Annotated in this window: 21 protein-coding genes; 13 read left to right on the top strand and 8 right to left on the bottom strand. The window is 70.2% G+C overall.

All coding sequences use genetic code 11. The features are described 5' to 3' along the window. Positions 1 to 55 precede the first annotated feature (55 nt). Together NFX31_RS03320 and NFX31_RS03325 are read right to left on the bottom strand one after the other, a co-directional pair. The gene (locus tag NFX31_RS03320; protein ID WP_091478392.1) at positions 56 to 727 is read right to left on the bottom strand and encodes a potassium channel family protein; all 672 of its coding nucleotides are present in this window, start codon (positions 725 to 727) and stop codon (positions 56 to 58) included. Beyond that, positions 720 to 2150 carry a TrkH family potassium uptake protein gene (locus NFX31_RS03325; protein ID WP_091478390.1) on the bottom strand — a complete coding sequence of 477 codons (1431 nt, stop codon included), beginning with the start codon at positions 2148 to 2150 and terminating at the stop codon, positions 720 to 722. The genes NFX31_RS03320 and NFX31_RS03325 overlap by 8 nt, the downstream gene beginning before the upstream one ends. A gap of 76 nt (positions 2151 to 2226) precedes the next feature. On the opposite strand from NFX31_RS03325, the gene NFX31_RS03330 reads away from it, so the two are divergent. Then, on the top strand, positions 2227 to 2649 hold the full coding sequence (locus NFX31_RS03330) for an ArsR/SmtB family transcription factor (RefSeq protein ID WP_045250201.1): 423 nt from the start codon (positions 2227 to 2229) through the stop codon (positions 2647 to 2649). A 33-nt stretch (positions 2650 to 2682) separates the two neighbouring features. Here NFX31_RS03330 and NFX31_RS03335 read toward each other — a convergent pair whose 3' ends face one another. Together NFX31_RS03335 and NFX31_RS03340 are read right to left on the bottom strand one after the other, a co-directional pair. Continuing rightward, positions 2683 to 3513 (bottom strand): ABC transporter permease, encoded by an 831-nt coding sequence (locus NFX31_RS03335; protein ID WP_082072241.1) that lies wholly within the window; start codon positions 3511 to 3513, stop codon positions 2683 to 2685. After that, complete coding sequence (locus NFX31_RS03340; RefSeq protein ID WP_091478389.1) at positions 3510 to 4445, bottom strand: ATP-binding cassette domain-containing protein; 936 nt, start codon at positions 4443 to 4445, stop codon at positions 3510 to 3512. Before NFX31_RS03340 ends, NFX31_RS03335 begins: the two co-directional genes overlap by 4 nt. Before the next feature lie 82 nt (positions 4446 to 4527). Here NFX31_RS03340 and NFX31_RS03345 point away from each other — a divergent pair, with 82 nt between their 5' ends. The 11 genes from NFX31_RS03345 (at position 4528) to NFX31_RS03395 (ending at position 13651) form a co-directional block, all read left to right on the top strand. Beyond that, positions 4528 to 5475, top strand: coding sequence for a TetR/AcrR family transcriptional regulator (locus tag NFX31_RS03345; RefSeq protein ID WP_045250180.1), 948 nt, complete (start codon positions 4528 to 4530; stop codon positions 5473 to 5475). A gap of 109 nt (positions 5476 to 5584) precedes the next feature. Further along, entirely contained in the window at positions 5585 to 5779 is a 195-nt protein-coding gene (locus tag NFX31_RS03350; RefSeq protein ID WP_045250179.1) for a helix-turn-helix domain-containing protein, read from the top strand. Between the two features lie 150 nt (positions 5780 to 5929). Next, complete coding sequence (locus tag NFX31_RS03355; RefSeq protein WP_003792170.1) at positions 5930 to 6028, top strand: 30S ribosomal protein bS22; 99 nt, start codon at positions 5930 to 5932, stop codon at positions 6026 to 6028. A 137-nt stretch (positions 6029 to 6165) separates the two neighbouring features. Then, entirely contained in the window at positions 6166 to 6468 is a 303-nt protein-coding gene (locus NFX31_RS03360; RefSeq protein WP_262956782.1) for a rhodanese-like domain-containing protein, read from the top strand. Then, positions 6465 to 6785, top strand: a complete 321-nt coding sequence (locus NFX31_RS03365) for a glutaredoxin family protein (protein ID WP_045250177.1) — start codon at positions 6465 to 6467, stop codon at positions 6783 to 6785. The genes NFX31_RS03360 and NFX31_RS03365 overlap by 4 nt, the downstream gene beginning before the upstream one ends. Continuing rightward, the gene (locus tag NFX31_RS03370; protein WP_045250176.1) at positions 6782 to 7084 is read left to right on the top strand and encodes a Dabb family protein; all 303 of its coding nucleotides are present in this window, start codon (positions 6782 to 6784) and stop codon (positions 7082 to 7084) included. The genes NFX31_RS03365 and NFX31_RS03370 overlap by 4 nt, the downstream gene beginning before the upstream one ends. 254 nt (positions 7085 to 7338) lie before the next feature. Then, complete coding sequence (locus NFX31_RS03375) at positions 7339 to 8166, top strand: basic amino acid ABC transporter substrate-binding protein (protein WP_045250175.1); 828 nt, start codon at positions 7339 to 7341, stop codon at positions 8164 to 8166. Positions 8167 to 8186: 20 nt separating this feature from the next. Continuing rightward, the gene (locus NFX31_RS03380) at positions 8187 to 8978 is read left to right on the top strand and encodes an amino acid ABC transporter permease (RefSeq protein ID WP_045250174.1); all 792 of its coding nucleotides are present in this window, start codon (positions 8187 to 8189) and stop codon (positions 8976 to 8978) included. After that, positions 8975 to 9730, top strand: a complete 756-nt coding sequence (locus tag NFX31_RS03385; RefSeq protein WP_045250173.1) for an amino acid ABC transporter ATP-binding protein — start codon at positions 8975 to 8977, stop codon at positions 9728 to 9730. Before NFX31_RS03380 ends, NFX31_RS03385 begins: the two co-directional genes overlap by 4 nt. A gap of 154 nt (positions 9731 to 9884) precedes the next feature. Further along, the gene (locus NFX31_RS03390; RefSeq protein WP_262956783.1) at positions 9885 to 11186 is read left to right on the top strand and encodes an alpha/beta hydrolase; all 1302 of its coding nucleotides are present in this window, start codon (positions 9885 to 9887) and stop codon (positions 11184 to 11186) included. Further along, positions 11183 to 13651, top strand: a complete 2469-nt coding sequence (locus NFX31_RS03395; protein WP_262956784.1) for a bifunctional lysylphosphatidylglycerol flippase/synthetase MprF — start codon at positions 11183 to 11185, stop codon at positions 13649 to 13651. Before NFX31_RS03390 ends, NFX31_RS03395 begins: the two co-directional genes overlap by 4 nt. A 76-nt stretch (positions 13652 to 13727) precedes the next feature. Here NFX31_RS03395 and NFX31_RS03400 read toward each other — a convergent pair whose 3' ends face one another. The 4 genes from NFX31_RS03400 to NFX31_RS03415 are packed head-to-tail and all read right to left on the bottom strand — an operon-like array spanning position 13728 to position 17681. Further along, the gene (locus tag NFX31_RS03400; RefSeq protein WP_262956785.1) at positions 13728 to 14831 is read right to left on the bottom strand and encodes an ABC transporter ATP-binding protein; all 1104 of its coding nucleotides are present in this window, start codon (positions 14829 to 14831) and stop codon (positions 13728 to 13730) included. Then, a complete protein-coding gene (locus NFX31_RS03405) occupies positions 14828 to 15625 on the bottom strand; it encodes an ABC transporter permease (RefSeq protein WP_045250170.1) in 798 nt (265 codons plus the stop codon). The genes NFX31_RS03400 and NFX31_RS03405 overlap by 4 nt, the downstream gene beginning before the upstream one ends. Beyond that, positions 15622 to 16539 (bottom strand): ABC transporter permease, encoded by a 918-nt coding sequence (locus NFX31_RS03410; RefSeq protein WP_262956786.1) that lies wholly within the window; start codon positions 16537 to 16539, stop codon positions 15622 to 15624. The genes NFX31_RS03405 and NFX31_RS03410 overlap by 4 nt, the downstream gene beginning before the upstream one ends. Then, positions 16536 to 17681 (bottom strand): ABC transporter substrate-binding protein, encoded by a 1146-nt coding sequence (locus tag NFX31_RS03415; RefSeq protein ID WP_262956787.1) that lies wholly within the window; start codon positions 17679 to 17681, stop codon positions 16536 to 16538. Before NFX31_RS03415 ends, NFX31_RS03410 begins: the two co-directional genes overlap by 4 nt. Before the next feature lie 176 nt (positions 17682 to 17857). Here NFX31_RS03415 and NFX31_RS03420 point away from each other — a divergent pair, with 176 nt between their 5' ends. Further along, a complete protein-coding gene (locus NFX31_RS03420) occupies positions 17858 to 18310 on the top strand; it encodes a hypothetical protein (RefSeq protein WP_262956788.1) in 453 nt (150 codons plus the stop codon). The last annotated feature ends 15 nt before the right edge of the window (positions 18311 to 18325 follow it).

The following is an 18325-nucleotide window of genomic DNA, read 5'->3' on the forward strand; positions in this document are numbered from 1 at the left end:
GTCGTGCGACGGATATCGGATCGTCGGGGCGGGTGCCCGGGATCGCGGGGCCCGCTCAGCGGTCGAGTGCGGCGAAGCGCTCGATGTCGCTGTTCGTGCCCGACACGATGATGAGGTCGTGGTTGGTGACGACCGTGCTGGCCTCGGCGTAGCGGAACGGCTTGCCCGGGGTCTTGACCCCCACGACCGTGACGTTGTACTTGCTGCGCACGCCGGACTGGCTCAGGGGCACGCCGCGGATGAACTTCGGCGGATACATCTTGGCCAGTGCGAAGTCGTCGTCGAAGCGGATGAAGTCGAGCATGCGGCCGCTGACGAGGTGCGCGACGCGCTCCCCGGCCTCGCGCTCGGGGTAGACGACGTGGTTGGCGCCGACGCGGGCGAGGATCTTGCCGTGCGACTGCGACACCGCCTTCGCCCAGATCTGCGGCACCTTGAGGTCGACGAGGTTCGCCGTGATCAGCACCGACGCCTCGATCGAGGAGCCGACGGCGACCACCGCGACCTGGAAGTCCTGGGCGCCGATCTGACGCAGCGCGTCGATGTTGCGGGTGTCGGCCTGCACGGCGTGGGTGACGCGCTCCGACCACTTCTGCACGAGCTCGAGGTTGGTGTCGATCGCGAGCACCTCGCGGTCCAGGCGATCCAGCTCGCCGGCGCAGGCCGCACCGAAGCGACCGAGCCCGATCACCAGCACCGGAGCGTCGTTGCGCAGCACTTCAACCAACGATGGGCCTTTCGACGGGCAGCGAGTACAGCTGCGTGCGATTGGTCGCGGCCACCGCGGCGGCCAGGGTCACTGTACCAACGCGGCCCATGAAGATCGTGGCGGCGAGGATGTAGGTCGCCGGATCCGGGAGGTTCCCGGTGACGCCGGTGGACAGGCCGACGGTGCCGAACGCCGACACCACGTCGAAGAGCACCTCGTCCACGGGGAACTTCGTGATCTGGCTGATCGCGATGGTCGACACCGCCACGATCGTCGAGCCCCACGCGACGACGCTGAGGGCCACGCGCTGCACATCGGAGGGGATCCGGCGGCCGAACGCCTGCACCGACGGGCGCCCCTTGGCCTCGCTGACCACGGCCAGCGCCAGCACCGCGAGGGTGGTGACCTTGATGCCGCCGGCGGTCGAGGCGGAGCCGCCGCCGACGAACATGAGCATGGAGGCGGCGAGCATCGAGGATCCGTTGAGGTCGCCCATGTCGACCACGTTGAATCCGCCCGACCGCGTCATCGCCGAGAGGAAGAACGCCTGGAACGTCGTGTCCGCCGCGTCCATGGATCCGAAGGTCTTCGGATTGTCGAACTCGAGGAGCAGGAACACGCCGGCCCCCACCACGAACAGCACGATCGTCGTGATCATCGTGAGCTTGGTGTGCAGCGACCAGCGCCGCACGTGCCAGCGCTGCCGGGCGAGCGTGTAGATCACGGGGAAGCCGAGGCTGCCGAGGAACACCCCGAGCATGAGCACGGTGAGCACGTAGTAGTTCTGGGCGAACGGGGCGAGGCCGCCGGGGTTGGGGGTGAACCCGGTGTTCGTGAACGCCATCGCCGCATAGAACGGCGCCTCCCAGAGCGCGGTGAGCGGATCCACCCCCGCGGTCAGCAGCGCGGGGTACAGCAGCACCATCAGGCCCGCCTCGATCGCGAACGCGGAGATCGCGACCGTGCGCAGCAGCGCGCCGACCTCGCCGAGGCGCACGGTCTGGCTCTCGTTCACGGGGCCGCCGTGCGCGCGCATCGGGTTGGTGTCGCCGGCGGCGATGAGCTTCGCCCGCAGGCCGAGCCGCTTCGAGATCGCGAGACCCATCACGCTCGCGAGGGTGAGCACGCCGAGGCCGCCGATGTTGACGCCGATGAAGATCACCGCGCGGCCGAAGCCCGACCAGTGGGTGGCCATGTCGACCGTGGACAGGCCGGTGACGCAGATCGTGGAGACCGCGGTGAACAGGGCGTCGGCGAGCGGCGTGACGGTGCGGTCCGTGGTCGCGATCGGCAGTGAGAGCAGCGCCGTGGTGATGAGGATGAGCGCGGAGAACACCACGATCGCGAATCGCGAGGGCGAGGAGGTGGTGAGCGTCTTCGTCACCCGGACCGTGCGGCGGGCGACATCGGAGAAGGATCGAGCGGGAGTGCTGCGCGCCATGGTCCAGCCCCTCCGATCCTCCGCCCGCCAAGCCTTCGTCATGGTACTCCGCCCCCGGCGCGGCTACTGTGAAGGCATGACCGACATCTTCGACGTGATCGCCGACGGCACGAGACGGGACATCCTCCAACTCCTGCGCCGACGCTCCGAGGAAGGGGATGCCGGCACCAGCGTCACGCAGATCGTGAGCGAGCTCGGGATCAGTCAGCCGACGGTGTCCAAGCACCTCAAGGTGCTGCGCGACGCCGAGCTGGTCACGGTGCGCGAGGACGGGCAGCGGCGCTTCTACAGCATCGAGGCGGCGCCCCTGGAAGAGGTGGACGACTGGCTCGTCCCCTTCCTCGCCGACGCCTACGGGGACTCCGCCCCCGACCTCGCGGCCCTGGGGGTCGTGCCGCCGCTGCCCGACGGTGCCGCGCACGCGGCCGAGGTCGTCGGCCGCGCCGCGGCGAGTGCCAAGCACGTGGTGCAGACGGCGCTCAAGCGACTCGGGGCCTGAGCGCCGCCCGCACCTCCCGTCGGGGACGCGCGGTCAGTGGCGGGCGCGCCCGAACAGCCAGCGCCCCCACAGCACGGACACCGCGAGGATCAGCGCGCACCAGCCGAGCGCCCAGTACGGCTGCGCGTCGAGCGGACGGTCCATGAGGAGTCCGCGGATCGTCTCGATGATCGGCGTGATCGGCTGGTTCTCCGCGATCCACTGCAGCCAGGCCGGCATGGTGTCCACGGGCACGAAGGCGCTGGACAGGTAGGGCACGAACATGAGGATGAAGCCGTATCCGGCCGCCGCCTCCGGGCTGCCGGCGGCGAGGCCGATCGCCGCGTAGAGATAGGTGATCACGAGGATGTAGACGGCGATCACCCCGAACGCGGCCACCCACTGCAGGGGCCCGGCGCTCGGTCGGAAGCCGACCAGCAGCGCGACGCCGAACACGACGGCGGTCGAGACGAGGTTGCGCACCAGGCTCGCGATCACGTGCCCGGTGAGCACGGATCCCGGTCGCAGCGGCATCGTGCGGATCCGGTCGATGATGCCGGTGGACATGTCGCGCGACACGTAGGTCGCCGTGGAGGCCGCACCGAAGCCGGCGCACAGCAGGATGATGCCCGGTACGACGTAGTCGACGTAGGAGCCGTCCTTCTCGATCGCGCCGCCGAACACGAAGGTGAACAGAAGCATCAGCGTGACCGGCAGCATGATCGACATCGACAGGGTCTCGCCGTCGCGCAGCGAGAGCGTGAGGCTGCGGCGGACGAACACGCGCTCGGCGGCGATCCCGCGCAGGCGGGGGCGGATCCCGGAAGCCGCTGCGGCGACGCGAGCCGGCGGGCGCGGGGCGGAGGGGGCGGACAGGACGGTCATGCGAACTCCCGGAGGGTCGTGCGGTCGGTCTCGCCGGCCGCGGTGCGGGCACCGGCGTCGCCGGCGGTGAGGGTGAGGAACACGTCGTCGAGCGTGGGCCGGCGCAGTTGCACGGTGCCGCCCTCGCGCGCGACGGCGGGATGCGCGGCGTCGAAGTCGTCCAGCGCGCGGCGGATCCCGTCGATCGAGCCGTCGGTGGCGATCTCGGCGAGCGGGGATCCGTCCGGGGCTTCGACCACGAGCACGTCGCTGCCGAACTGCGCCTTGAGCGCGGCGGCGGTGCCGGTGCGCACGATCGTCCCCTCGTGCAGGACGGCGATGCGGTCGGCGAGCTGGTCGGCCTCCTCGAGGTACTGGGTGGTGAGGAAGACCGTGGTGCCCGCATCGGCGAGGCCGCGGATCACCTCCCACAGATCACGACGGCTGCGCGGGTCCACGCCCGTGGTGGGCTCGTCGAGGAACAGCACCTGCGGGGTGACGACGAAGCTGAGCGCGAGGTCGAGGCGACGCCGCATGCCGCCGGAGTAGGTCTTCACCCTGCGCCCCGCGGCGTCGACGAGCGCGAACCGGGCGAGCAGCTCGTCCGCGCGGCTCCGGGCGGCGTGGGGGGAGAGGCCGGACAGCCGGCCCAGCATCACGAGGTTCTCCACGCCGGTGAGCGCGTCGTCGACCGCGGCGGACTGCCCGGTGAGCGAGATCCGCTGCCGCACGCCCTGGGGGTCGCGCCGCACATCGCACCCGGCGACGACGGCGGTGCCGCCGTCCGCGCGGGCGAGCGTGGTGAGGATCGAGATGGTCGTGGTCTTGCCGGCGCCGTTCGAGCCGAGCAGTGCGACGATCTCGCCCTGCTCGGCGACGAGATCGACGCCGCGCAGCACGGGGGTGCCGCGGTACTGCTTGGTGAGGCCTGCGACTTCGATGGTCGTCGTCATCGCCCTTCCTTTCTGTGTACGGATGAAACTGTTTATGACCGTAACACACTGTTTACAAGATAAACAGTCCTATCCTGGAGCCATGACCGATGAGCCGGATCCCGTGGACCTCCCCGACCTGCCGCGCGGCATCGCCCTCTCCTGGGGCATGGCCGCCAGTCCGCAGCGCGGGCCGAAGCGCGAGATGAGCGTCGAGCGCATCGTCGAGGCGGCCGTCGACCTCGCCGACCGCGAGGGGCTCGGAGCCGTGTCGATGGCGGCCGTCGCGAAGGCGCTGGGCTTCACGCCGATGTCGCTCTACCGCTACGTCTCCGCGAAGGACGACCTCCTGCTGCTCATGCAGGAGGAGGCGTCGGGTGCGCCGGCACTGCCCGATGCCGGCACCGAGGGCGGGGACTGGCGCGGCGAGGCGGAGCGGCTGTACCGGGCCCAGCTCGAGATCTACCTCGCGCATCCGTGGCTGCTGAGCCTGCCGATCAACGGCACGCCGGCGACCCCGAGCACGGTCGCCTGGATGGATGCGTACCTGGGGGCGTTCGCGGACACTCCGCTCGACCTCGACGACCGGACGGCCGCGATGCTCGCGATCATGGGGCAGGCGCGCTGGTACGGCACGGTCGCGGCCGGCTACGCCGAGGCGGCGCGGGCGGGCGGTCTGAGCGTCGCCGAGGTGGGTTCCCGCGAAGCCGCGCTGTTCCTGACCCTCGTCGACGCCGACGCGTATCCGCACACCCGCGCGGCGCTCGAGGCGGGCGTGATGACCAGCGATCGCGACTCGATGGCGTTCGGCATCGTGCGCCTCCTCGACGGCATCGCGGCCTACATCGATCGCGTCGCGGCGACGGGTCCCGATGCCCGCGCCGTCGAGCGCGCCCCCCTGCCGGACGACCCCGCGCTCGCCGCGGACAAGAGGGTGCGGGCGGCGGCGAAGACTGTGCGCGAGGCGGAGAAGGCACTGCGCGCGGCGCAGAAGAACCTCCGGCAGGTGCGCCGGGACGCCGCCGAGCGGATCGCGCGCTCGGCGGGCTGAGACCCGCGAGATCACAGGGATCACATGGGTTTACATGCGTCACCATCAGCCCCTACAGTTGTCGCAACCCGTCGCACAGGGCGTGCAGCGGGATGAGGGGGTAGTGGGGATGCCCGAGCAGCTTCCGGATGTGCGCTTCCTGACGGTCGCCGAGGTGGCCGCCATCATGCGCGTGTCCAAGATGACCGTGTACCGGCTGGTGCACGCGGGCGACCTTCCCGCGATCCGCTTCGGGCGCAGCTACCGGGTGCCGGAGTCCGCGGTCACCGCCGCGCTGCAGAAGCCCATCGCCGACGCGGGCTGACCCTTCGATTCCGGATGCGCGCCACCGCCCGGACGACATCGTCGGGTGACGGCGGCGGCGTGCGCTAGACTGTTCCGAGGCATTTTTCCATGCCCCGATCCCGGGCGTCGTCCGTGTGCGACGCCCAGCCCCTGACGTAGTGAGGTTTCCGTGGGTTCTGTCATCAAGAAGCGCCGCAAGCGCATGGCGAAGAAGAAGCACCGCAAGCTGCTTCGCAAGACTCGCCACCAGCGCCGCAACAAGAAGTGAGCGGCTGCGCCTAGCGCAAGTCACTGAGCGCCCCCGATCGACTCGATCGCCGGGGCGCTTCGTGCATCCACGGACCGCGCCTCCTGGCCCCGCGTCCACCGCGCCCCACGCCCGCGCAGTCTGGAAGAATCGGATCCATGAAGACGATCACCGTCGCGCAGCTGGCCGAGCGCACCGATACGCCCCTCATCGACGTGCGCGAGCGCGGCGAGTTCGCCTCGGGCCACGTGCCCGGCGCCGTCAATCTGCCCATGTCGGAGATCGGCGATCTGCTGCACGAGCTGCCCGACGGCGCCTTCGACGTGATCTGCCAGCTCGGCGGTCGGTCGGCGCGCGTCGTCGAGGCGCTCGAGGCACGCGGATACGACGTCACCAACGTCGAGGGCGGCACGGCGGAGTGGATCGCCGAGGGCCGCGAGATCGAGGTCCCCGCGTCGTGATCGCGCTGACCCTGATCGGCAAGCCCGACTGCCACCTCTGCGAGGTCGCGTCGGACGTGGTCGATGCGGTCGTGGCCGATCTGCCCGACGCGCTCGCCGAGGACATGGAGATCACCGAGCTGTCGATCCTCGACGACCCGGCCCTGTACGAGAAGTACTGGGAGAAGATCCCGGTGCTGCTGATCGACGGCGAGCAGCACGCGCACTGGCGGATCTCGCCGGAGCGACTGCGCGAGGCGCTCGCCGCGAAGGCGGATGCGACGGCGGGGCAGGAACCCGCACAGGCCGCGGATGCGGCAGGAGGAGGGGAGCGATGACGCTGCGACATGTGGTGACCTGGAAGATGGCGGCCGAGGATCCGGCGGAGCGGGCCGCCCACGCGGCGGGGATCGTCGCCAGGCTCGAAGGGCTCGTGGGCGTGGTGCCCTCGATCCGGGCGCTGTCGACCGGCGTAAACGCGCTCGAGATCGACGGCAACTGGGACGTCACGCTGGTCGCCGACTTCGACGACGCGGCGGGCCTGGACGCCTACCAGGTGCACCCGGCGCATCAGGAGGTCGTCGGCTACGTGCGCTCGGTCGCAGGCGGCCGCTCGGCCGTGGACTTCGAGGTCTGAACCTGCTCGGACCTTCGTCCGGTAGGCCCTGAGACGACGCTTCCGGCGAGGGTGTCTCAGGCATTGTCTCGTATTCGAGACTTTCTGGCGCCTCCGGCACCGACGCGCGCCGCGTGATTCCGCGGCAGGGCGGGCTGTCGATACCGAACCGAGACGTCCTCGGGCCCGCGCCGTTACACGGTGGTAACTGCACCGTGTCAAGATTGTCGGCAACCCGCACCAGGACGCCCGCGTCCTCGACACAGGAGTCGCACATGGAACGTCGCTCGAAGATCGCCTACGGACTCGCCCTCGCGGCGGCCGCCACCCTCGCCCTCGCCGGCTGCTCCGGAGGAGGCGCCACGCCCACCGAGAGCGGATCCGCCGCTGCCGGCGGCACCGACTACGGCCTGATCACGGCGGGCACGCTCACCGTGTGCTCGGACATCCCGTACAAGCCGTTCGAGTACGAGGAGTCGGCCGGCTCCGGCAAGTACACCGGCTTCGACGTCGACCTGCTCACCGCGATCGGCGACAAGCTGGGCGTGAAGACGCAGTTCCAGGTGACCAACTTCGACACGCTGCAGTCGGGCGCCGCCCTGCTCGCCGGTCAGTGCGACATGGGCGCCTCGGCGATGACCATCACCGACGAGCGCAAGAAGAACATCGACTTCTCCGACGGCTACTACGACTCGCTGCAGTCGCTGCTCGTCAAGACCGACTCCGGCATCAAGGACATCAACGGCCTCTCCGGAAAGAACGTCGGCGTGCAGCAGGGCACGACCGGTGAGAACTACGCGAAGGAGCACGCCAAGGGCGCCAACCTCGTGCAGTTCTCCGACGACGGCGTGCTGTGGCCGGCCCTCCAGGGCGGTCAGATCGACGCGATCCTGCAGGACCTGCCGGTGAACCTGCAGCACGAGAAGGACGACGCGTCCTACAAGGTCGTCGAGACCTACAAGACGGACGAGCAGTACGGCTTCGCGTTCGCCAAGGGGCAGAAGGAGTCCCTGCGCAAGGCGGTCAACGAGCAGCTCAAGGCGCTCAAGGACAACGGCGAGTACAAGAAGATCTACGACAAGTACTTCAGCACCTCGAAGTGACCGGGGTCTGACTCACGCCGATGGCTCTGAAGAAGCGGACCCGCACGCGGGTCTATCACTACACCGTCTATGCGGTGATCGTCGCGCTCGTCGTGTGGGCACTGCTCGCCACCGACTGGCCGACGGTCGCCAAGCAGTTCGCGAATCCTGAGGTCGCGCTGAAGATGCTCCCGGGCATCATCACCGTCGGCCTCAAGAACACGCTGCTGTTCACGATCGAGTCCTTCGCCGGGGGCCTCGTCCTGGCGATCGTCCTGGCGCTGATGAAGCTCAGCAGCATCCCGCCGTTCCGCTGGGCGGCGACCGTGTGGATCGAGTTCTTCCGCGGCATCCCCGCGCTGATGACGATCTTCGGCTTCGCGCTCATGCTGCCGATCGCCCTGCACGTCAAGATCCCGGGCGGCCCGGTGGGAGCTGCGACGCTCGGACTCATCGTGGTGAGCTCGGCTTACATGGCCGAGACGATCCGCGCGGGGATCCAGGCCGTGCCGAAGGGGCAGACGGAGGCATCGCGGTCGCTCGGCATGTCGCCGACGCGGACCATGGTGTTCATCGTGCTGCCGCAAGGCTTCCGCATCATCATCCCGCCGCTGACGAACGAGTTCGTGCTGCTGCTGAAGGACACCTCGCTGTTCTTCATCGCGGGGGCGACCCCGCTCACCTATGAGCTGACGACCTATGCGCGCAACGGCCTGTCCACCTATGCGAACGCCACGCCGATGGTCATGGCGGCGCTGCTGTACCTGATCGTCACGATCCCGCTGACGCGGCTGACGGCATGGCTCGAGCGACGGATGGCGAGGGAACGATGACCACCGACCTGATCAACCTGAGCGCGCCCGCGATCGACATCCAAGGGCTCGTCAAGCACTACGGCGACAACGAGGTGCTCAAGGGCATCGACCTGACGGTCAACGCCGGCGAGGTCGTCTGCGTGATCGGCCCCTCCGGATCCGGCAAGTCGACGCTGCTGCGCTCGGTGAACATGCTCGAGGAGCCGACCGGCGGCAAGATCGTGATCGAGGGGATCGACATCACCGATCCCGACATCGACATCGATCGAGTGCGCGCGCGCATCGGCATGGTGTTCCAGAGCTTCAACCTGTTCCCGCACATGAGCGTGCTCGGCAATCTCACGATCGCCCAGCGCCAGGTGAAGAAGCGCGGAAAGGCCGAGGCGGAGAAGGTCGCCAAGGAGATGCTGGAGCGGGTGGGCATGGGCCACAAGGCCGACGCCTACCCGAGCCACCTCTCCGGCGGTCAGCAGCAGCGCGTGGCCATCGCCCGCTCGCTGTGCATGAATCCCGACATGATGCTCTTCGACGAGCCCACCTCGGCGCTCGACCCCGAGCTCGTGGGCGAGGTGCTCCAGGTGATGCGCACCCTCGCCGACGAGGGCATGACGATGATGGTCGTCACGCACGAGATGGGCTTCGCGCGGGAGGTCGGCTCGCGCCTGATCTTCATGGACGGCGGGCACATCCTCGAGGAGGGCGACCCCCGCGAGGTCCTGGCGAACCCGCAGCACCAGCGCACGAAGGACTTCCTGGCCCGCGTGCTGTGACCCGGTGAGACGCTCCGAGGGCTTTACCCGTCCCCGGAGCGTCTCATAGGTTTCTCCAAGCCCGATCAGGGCGGGGGCACCGGTTCCCCCGAGGCGGCACGGATTACGATGGGTCGTCGCCCCGTCCGGAGGCGGGAAACGGAGCACGCCCTTCATGCCGCGCTGGTTGCTGGAGCTGAACCTGGTCGACGGACCCGTGCCCTGGGTCGTCTGGGGGATCGCAGCCGCGGGTGTGATCGCGCTGTTGATCCGCCCGCTCCGGCGCCGCTGGGCGGTGCGCGCGCTGATCGCTCTCGTGATCGGCGGCGTCCTCGGCTGGGCGATCGTCGCCGTGTCGGACGCGACGAACGCGTTCGAGCTTCCGCTGCCCTCCGCGGTCAAGTGGTGGACGATCGGCGGCTTCGCGGCGATCGGGCTGGCGATCGTGAGCCTGTGGGACTCCCGCTGGTGGCGCAAGGTCGTCGCGATCCTGACGATCATCGGCGCGGTGCTGTCGATGGGCATCGGCATCAACCAGGCCTTCGGGCTCGACCGCACCCTGGGCGACATCCTCGGCGTCAACACCCTGGGCGCACTCGACCATTTCGCGCCGCCCCTGAAGCCCGGTGAGGATCCGCCCGCGTCGCTCGCAGCGGTCTGGAAGGCTCCCGCCGACATGCCCGCCCGGGGCCGGTACGGTGCACTGAGCGGCGACAATGCGCCCCGCTCGACCGATGGCTTCAGGCCCCGCAACGCGACGATCTACCTGCCGCCGGCCGCGCTCGTGAAGGATCCGCCCGCCCTGCCCGTCGTCGTGTTCATGATGGGGCTGCCCGGCTACCCCAACCCGCACCCGATGGTCGACGTCATGAACGAGTTCGCCGCGAAGCACGACGGCCTCGCGCCGATCGTCATCATCGCCGACCAGCTCGGCGCGCAGAACCAGAACCCGGGCTGCATCGACTCCGCGGCCTACGGCGGCGTCGAGACGTACTTCAACACCGACATCCCGAACTGGATCCGCGGGCACCTGCGCGTCCTGCAGGATCCGAAGTACTGGACGATCTCGGGGTACTCGAACGGCGGCGCGTGCGCCTTCATCTACGGCGCCAGGCATCCGGACATCTGGGGGAACATCGCCACCGCGTCCGGAGAGCCGTGGGCGGGCTTCGGGGATCCGAAGTCGGTGGAGAAGGTCTTCCGGGGCGACAAGGCGGCGTTCGACGCGAACAAGCCGCAGGCGATCCTCGCCGAGCACCCCGGCGCCTATGACGGGCACTACGCGATCTTCGCCGCCGGCGCGCTCGACAAGAAGTACGGACCGGCGAACCGGGCGTCGGCCGACCTCGCCGAGGCGGCCGGGTTCACCACCACCTTCTATCTGGTCCCGAACGCCACGCACACGGGGCCGGGGCTGCGGGGCGGGCTCGAGAAGGCGTTCGACGTGCTGTACCCGCGGCTGGGGCTGGCCCGATGAGCGAGACGCTGCGGACGACCGCCGACGCCGTGGGCCGCCGGGTCGCGCGCTACGTGCGACAGCACCCCTTCGCGGTCTCGCTGAGCGCTCTCCTCGTGATCACGGGCCTCTCCTTTGGCACCCTCTGGGGACGGCGGCCGATCGGACTCGGCGTCAGCCCGCTGGTGCTGGGCCGGGAACGGCAGTGGTGGACGCCGCTGACCTCCCTGCTCGTGCCCAACTCCTGGGGCGGCCTCCTGCTGGCGCTGCTGCTCGCCCTGACCCTGCTCGCCTATGCCGAGCGCCTGATGGGCACCCTGCGGGTCGTCGTGTCGTTCCTCGTGACCGGCGTGCTCGGCGTGCTGCTCGGCGTCGGGATCCAGTCGCTCGCGTGGTCGTGGGGTCAGGTCTGGGCGCGCATCGACGCCCGCGGCGTCGTCTTCGACCCGTCGATCGGCATCCTCGGCGCGATCCTCGCCGGAAGCGGCTACGCCCCGGCGCTCTACCGTCGCCGCATCCGCCTGCTCGGCCTCTCCCTGCTGGTGACGTTCACGCTCTACGGCGGCGACGCCGACAGCGTCTACCGCCTTCTCGCCGCGCTCGCCGGACTGCTGCTCGGGGTGGTGCTCACGAGCGGCACGCCCCGCCCCGCCGCCTACCGCAGCTCCTATCGGGAGACGCGCACGCTGATCGCGGCGATGGTGGCCGTCACGGGCCTCGGCCCCCTGATCGTGCTGCTCACCGGCGTCGGCATCGGACCGCTCGCCCCCGTGGTCGCGGGACTCCGCGGCGTGGACATCTCGGGGATCGCCGACGCGTGCGCGCGCAACAACGCCTCGGCGCACTGCGTCGCAGGCGTGACCACGGCCTTCGCCGCGGGGACCGGGGTCGTGCTGATGAGCCTCGTGCCGCTGCTGCTCAGCCTGATCGCCGCCTGGGGGCTGCGCTCGGGCCGCAGGGCGGCGTGGTTCCTCGCGATCGGCGTCAACGCGGTGATGGCGCTGCTCACCGGTATCAGCGTGGCGGTGCACTCGCTCAAGGAGACGACCGACGTCGTCGAGATCGATCGGCAGTTCCCCGGGTTCTCGGTGCTCGCGATCCTGATCCCGGTGGGGATGTGCATCCTGCTGGCGCTCACCCACCGACGGTTCGCCGTGCGCGCCTCTCGGCGCGCGGCACGGCGGTTCGCCCTCACGATCGGGATCGCGTTCCTGGTGCTCACCACGACCAACATGATCCTGGTGACCGCCGTCTCGCGGTCGCCGTCGTTCTGGTCGTCGCTGGGCACCACGCTGCGCCGGTTCCTGCCGACCATCATCGGCCGGCCCGGGTCGCACACCCCGCTCACCGGGTTCGCGCTCGTGCTGCACCGCGACGTCGGTGCGGTGTTCTGGATCGTCTTCGCCGTCGCCATGATCGGGCTGCTGCTGGGCCGATCCCGGAAGACCGTGGAGGACGCGGAGCGCTTCCGCACCCAGCTGCGGGAGACCGACGGCGGCACGCTCGGATTCCTCGGCACCTGGGAGGGCACGGAGCACTGGTTCACCCGCGACGGCCGCGGCGCCGTGGCGTACCGGGTGGTCAACGACATCGCGATCGCCGTGGCGGATCCGGTCTGCACGCCCGGCGACGCCGCGCAGACGGTGCGCGGGTTCCTCGACTTCTGCGACGCGAACGCGTGGACGCCGGTGTTCTACAGCACGCACGAGGAGTTCCGGCCGGTCTTCCGGGCCCTGGGCTGGCGCGACATCTCGGTGGCCGAGGAGACGGTCGTGCCGCTGGACCGCTTCGAGCTCACCGGCAAGGTGTGGACCAAGGTGCGCCAGCCGTACAACCGGGGCCAGCGCGACGGCCTCACGACGCTCTGGACGACGTGGGAGAAGCTGCCGGCGGGCCTGGTCGCCCAGCTCGACGCGCTGAGCGAGCAGTGGATCGCCGAGAAGGCGCTGCCGGAGATGCGCTTCACCCTGGGCGGTGTCGAGGAGCTGAAGGATCCGGATGTCGAGATCCTGCTCGCGATCGGCCCGCAGGGGGAGCTCCAGGCGGTGACCAGCTGGATGCCGGTCTGGCGTGAGGGGGAGCTGATCGGTCGCACGCTCGACTTCATGCGCCGGGCGGACGGCGCGATGCCGGGGGTCATGGAGTTCGCGATCGCGTCGGCGGCGCTGCACATGAAGGAGCAGGGGCTCGCCGTGATGAGCCTGTCCGGCGCGCCGCTCGCCCAGACGGTGGACGGGAGCGCGGACGCCGAGGGCGACACGATCACCCGCCTGCTGGGCTGGCTCAGCCGCGTGCTCGAGCCGGCCTACGGCTTCGCCTCGCTGCTGCGGTACAAGGGCAAGTTCAACCCGGAGTATCGCCCGATGTACCTGTTCTACGCCGACAACTCGCAGCTGCCCGCGATCGGGCTCGCGATCGGCCGGGCGTATCTGCCCGACGCGTCGCCGGCCGAGTACGTGGCGCTGGCGCGCTCGCTCGCCGGCTGAGCCGGACGCGCCGGCGAACGGCGGAGGCCGGCACGACGAAGGCGCCGCCCCCTCGGGGACGGCGCCTTCGTCGTACTCAGCGGGAGGCGGCGGGCGCGCTCCGGCGCACCGCCACGGGCTCGGCGTCGACCGCGAGCCCCACGACGTCGCCGTAGGCGGGACGGATCCGCGCCGCGTGCTGCACGCGGACCAGCGCGCCGTCCGCCGTGCGCACGAGCGTGCGCCGCATGCTGCCGAGGAACATGCTCTCCTCGACGGATCCCGTCACCGCCGCGCCCGCGGCCTCGACCAGGCGCACGTTCTCGGGCCGCAGCAGCACGTCGACCTCGCCGCTCGCGGGCGTCTGCAGGGGGAGCTCCGTGCCCCACACGCGCACGCTCGACCCGTCGGCGAGCCCGCGGACCACGCTGGACAGGCCGACGAAGGCGGCGACGTGCGCGGTCGCGGGGCGCAGGTAGAGCTCCTCGGGGGTGCCGATCTGGTCGATCCTGCCCGCGTCCATGACGGCGATGCGGTCGGAGACGCTGAGCGCCTCCTCCTGGTCGTGCGTGACGAAGACCGTCGTGATCCCGAGGCGCAGCTGGATCCGGCGGATCTCGTCGCGCAGCTGCACGCGCACCTTCGCGTCGAGCGCCGACAGCGGCTCGTCCAGCAGCAGCACGCGCGGCTCGGTGACGAGGGCGCGGGCGAGCGCGACGCGCTGCTGCTGGCCGCCGGAGAGCTGGTGCGGATACTTGTCGGCGTGCGCGTCGAGGCCCACCAGGGCCAGCGCGTCGAGAGCCCGCTTGCGGGCCTCGGCCGTGGCGACACGGCGCCGGCGCAGGCCGAACGCGGTGTTGTCGAGCACGCGCAGGTGCGGGAACAATGAGTACGACTGGAACACCATGCCGAGGTCACGCTTGTTCGTCGGGACGCCGGAGACGTCCTTCCCGCCGAGCAGCACCGCCCCGCCGTCCGCGCTCTCGAGCCCGGCGAGCACGCGCAGCAGCGTCGTCTTGCCGCAGCCCGAGGGGCCGAGCAGGGAGACGAACTCGCCGGGCGCGATGTCGAGGTCGATGCCGTGCAGCACCTGGGTGCGGCCGTAGCTCTTCACGATGCCGTCGAACTGCACGCGGGTGCCGTCGGCGCGATCGGCGAGCAAGGAGTTGTCCGCAGTGCGGGGGAGCGCGGTGTCGCTCATGAGTCGGCCTTTCCGGAGCGGCCGCCGGCGGCGCGTCCGATGATGAGGAGCAGGAGGAAGCTGAACGCGAGTGCCATCAGCGCGAACATCGCCGGGGCCCAGCCGTCCTGCTTCTGCACGACCACGAGCGCCGTCTGCAGGACCTCGCGGTTCAGGAGGGAGGCGATGGTGAACTCGCCGAGCACGACCGCGATCGACAGCAGCGATGCGGCCAGCAGCCCCTGACGCAGGTTCGGCGCCAGCACGCGCAGCACGACCGTGAACCAGCCGGCGCCCAGCGAGCGCGCCGCCTCGGCGAGGGTCGTCATGTCGACCGCGTCGATGGAGGCCTGGATCGAGCGGTAGGCGAACGGCAGCACGGTGATGCCGTAGGCGAACGCGAGGGTCCAGGCGCCGGTGCCGAGCGAGCGCCCGATCTGCAGGTAGATCGGGGTGAGGCCGACGACCAGCACGATCGCCGGGATCGTGATCGGCAGCAGCACGGCGAACTCGAACACCGGGCGCAGGCGTGGGAAGCGCAGGTTCACCAGGATCATCGTCGGTGCGAGCAGCAGCAGGACGATCAGCACGGTCACGACCGCGAGGATCAGCGAGTTGCCGAGCCCGGTCCAGATCGGCTGGTAGACGGAGGCCTGCGCGGGGTCGCCGAGCGCGGCCCAGTGCTTCAGGGTGAAGGACCCGTCCTGCGCGCGGAACGTGTAGAGCAGGGTCGCGACCAGCGGGATCAGGAAGAACAGGCCGACCACGATCCCGATGATCCAGCGGGTGAGAGCAGAGGCGCCGAGACGGTTCATGACTGCCACCTCGACGCGCGGCGCTGGACCAGCGAGTACAGCCACATCACGACCGCCACGACCGCGATCATGCCGAGCGCGAGGGCACCGGCGAGGTTCTCCCGGCCCAGCACGGTCTCACTCGTGAGCGCGGCGCGGATCTGCAGGGGCACGATCTGCGCCCCCTGGCTCGCGAGCGCCGCGGCCGTCGCGTAGGACGAGAACGCGTTCGCGAACAGGAGCAGGAAGCTCGCCAGGAACGCGGGGGCGAGCACGGGGATCCCGATCCGCAGCCAGAAGCTGGTCCGCGTGCCGCCGAGCGTCAGGTTCGCCTCGGCCCACTGGGGCTTCAGCGCCGACAGTGCGGGCATGAAGGTGATGACCATGAGCGGGATCTGGAAGTAGAGGTAGGGCAGGACGAGCCCCGGCAGCTCGTAGATCCACGGGCCGTCGGCGTAGAGCAGGATCCCGGCGTCCTTGAGCAGCTGGGTGATCACGCCCTGCAGGCCGATCGAGGCGATGAACATGAAGGCGAGCATCACGCCGCCGGTCTGCGCGAGCACGCCCGACGCCGCATCCACCACGGTGCGCACCGCGCCCGTGGGGCTCAGGCCGAGCAGCGCGTAGCAGACGAGGGCGCCGACGACGGCGCCGATCGCGGCGGTGAGCAGCGACAGGCCCGCCGAGTTCGCGAACGTGAGCAGGACGGTGGGATCCCCGAGCGCGGAGAGGTTGCTCCAGGTGAACGATCCGTCCCGGGTGAAGAACCCGGTGCCCACCGCGAGCAGCGTCGGCAGGGCGAGGAACAGCAGCAGGTACGCGGCGAACGGCACGAGACCGAGGGCCGCGAGCGCGGACGACCCGCGCCGAGCCGAAGCACGAGGCTTCGACCCGGCGCGGGGTGCGGCGGATGCCGCGAGGGTGGAGGAGGTCACTGGACCGCCGCGGCCCACTTCTCGCCGAGCAGCTTGCCGGCAGCCGTGCTCTGCGCCTCGGTGGGCACCACGGTGTCCTTCGGAGCGGCCGGCAGCGCCGCCGCGAGCGTCTTGTCGATCTTGCCGGCCTTGGTCATCGCGTCCATGCGGGCCGGTCGCGCGCCGCCCTTGAGCCACAGGTTCTGGCCCTCGTCGCTGTAGAGGAACTCCTGCCACAGGCGCGCTGCGGCCGGGTGCGGGGCGGTCTTGTTGATCGCCTGGTTGTAGTAGCCCGCGTAGCCCGTGCCGGGCAGGACGACCGTCTTCCAGTTCTTGTTGTCCTTGACGTGCGCGGCGTTCAGGTAGTCCCAGTCGAAGACGACGGGGGTCTCGCCGCTGGCGACCGTCGCGGTCGTGACGTCGACCTTGAGCAGGTTGCCCGCCTTCTGCAGCTCCGAGAAGAAGTCGATGCCCTTCTGGTAGTCGTCGAGCTTGCCGCCGGACTGCACGGTGGCCAGGCCCACGGCCGCGAACGCCGCGCCCGCCTGGGTCGGGTCGCCGTTGAGGGCGACGGCGCCCTTGTACTCGGACTTCTTCAGGTCGTCGAGCTTCTTGGGCTCCGGGAACTTCGAGGAGTCGTAGCCGATCGACATGTACCCGCCGTAGTCGCCCGTGAACAGGCCGGACTTGTCCTTGAGGTTCTCGGGGATGTCGTCCCACTTCTCCACCTTGTACGCCGCGAACTTGTCGGTGTTCTGCAGCGTCACGGTGAGACCGAGGTCGAAGACGTCGGGAGCGGTGTCGAGGCCGTCGTTGGTCTTGGCAGCCTGGATCTCCTCGGCGCTGGAGGCGTCGGGGGAGGCCTCGTTGATCGAGATCTTCGGGTACTTCTTCTTGAACGCGTCGATGATCTCGCCGTAGTTGGCCCAGTCGTGCGGGAGCGCGATCACGTTGAGCTTGCCCTCGGCCTCGGCGGCCTTCTGCAGGTCGGCCAGCGACCCGAAGTCCTTGAGGGACGTCGCGGCCGACGCCTTCGCGCCGGTGCCGGCGCTGCCGGTGGGGTCGGCGGACGCGGATCCGGAGCAGGCGGAGAGCAGGAGCGCGGCACTGGCGGCCAGCGCGATGCCGGCGCCGATGCGCGCGCGACGGTTGCTGATGAGCATGATTTCCTCTCGGTGTCCGGCGCGGGCGCCGGGGTCGGGTCGAGAGGAATGTACGGCGGGCGGGTTACCGGCGTTGCGGAGGCGGGTGAACGTGCGATGAACGGCAAGGATCCGATCCGCTCCGTGGAGGCCTGCTCGACTACCGTCCCCGTCTCGCGACTGGTTGGATCGAAGGCATGGACCTTCCCGACGCGATCGAGCTCGACGCCGCCACCCTCATCCGCATCGACGCGCCCGAGGGCATCGCGTGCTGGGTGGCGGGGATCGAAGGCGGTGACGGCGGCGGGACCGTGAGCATCGTGGCCGAGCCCGCCGAGGCACCGACCGCGGAGGCGCTCGAGACGGCTCAGGGCATCGCATCCGAATTCGCGACGCTCGTCGACGCGGCCACGGCGTTCCTCGCCGAGGAGCTGGCCGGGCCGGCGCTGTCCGCCCGCGATCAGGCGCTCCTGGCGGGGGAGCAGCCGCCCTTCGGCGCGCCCGAGGCGGTGGTGTGGCAGGACGGCACCTGGATGCTGCGCTTCGCGGAGAGCGCTCTGGAGATCGGGGAGGAGTACGGGATCGGCGTCATGTTCGCGGGCCGCACACCCGTCGCCGTCGAGGACCTGTCGGATCCCGACGAGGCGTGACGCCCCGGCCCGGAG

The sequence above is a fragment of the Microbacterium azadirachtae genome, assembly GCF_025583665.1.
Lineage (GTDB): Bacteria > Actinomycetota > Actinomycetes > Actinomycetales > Microbacteriaceae > Microbacterium > Microbacterium azadirachtae.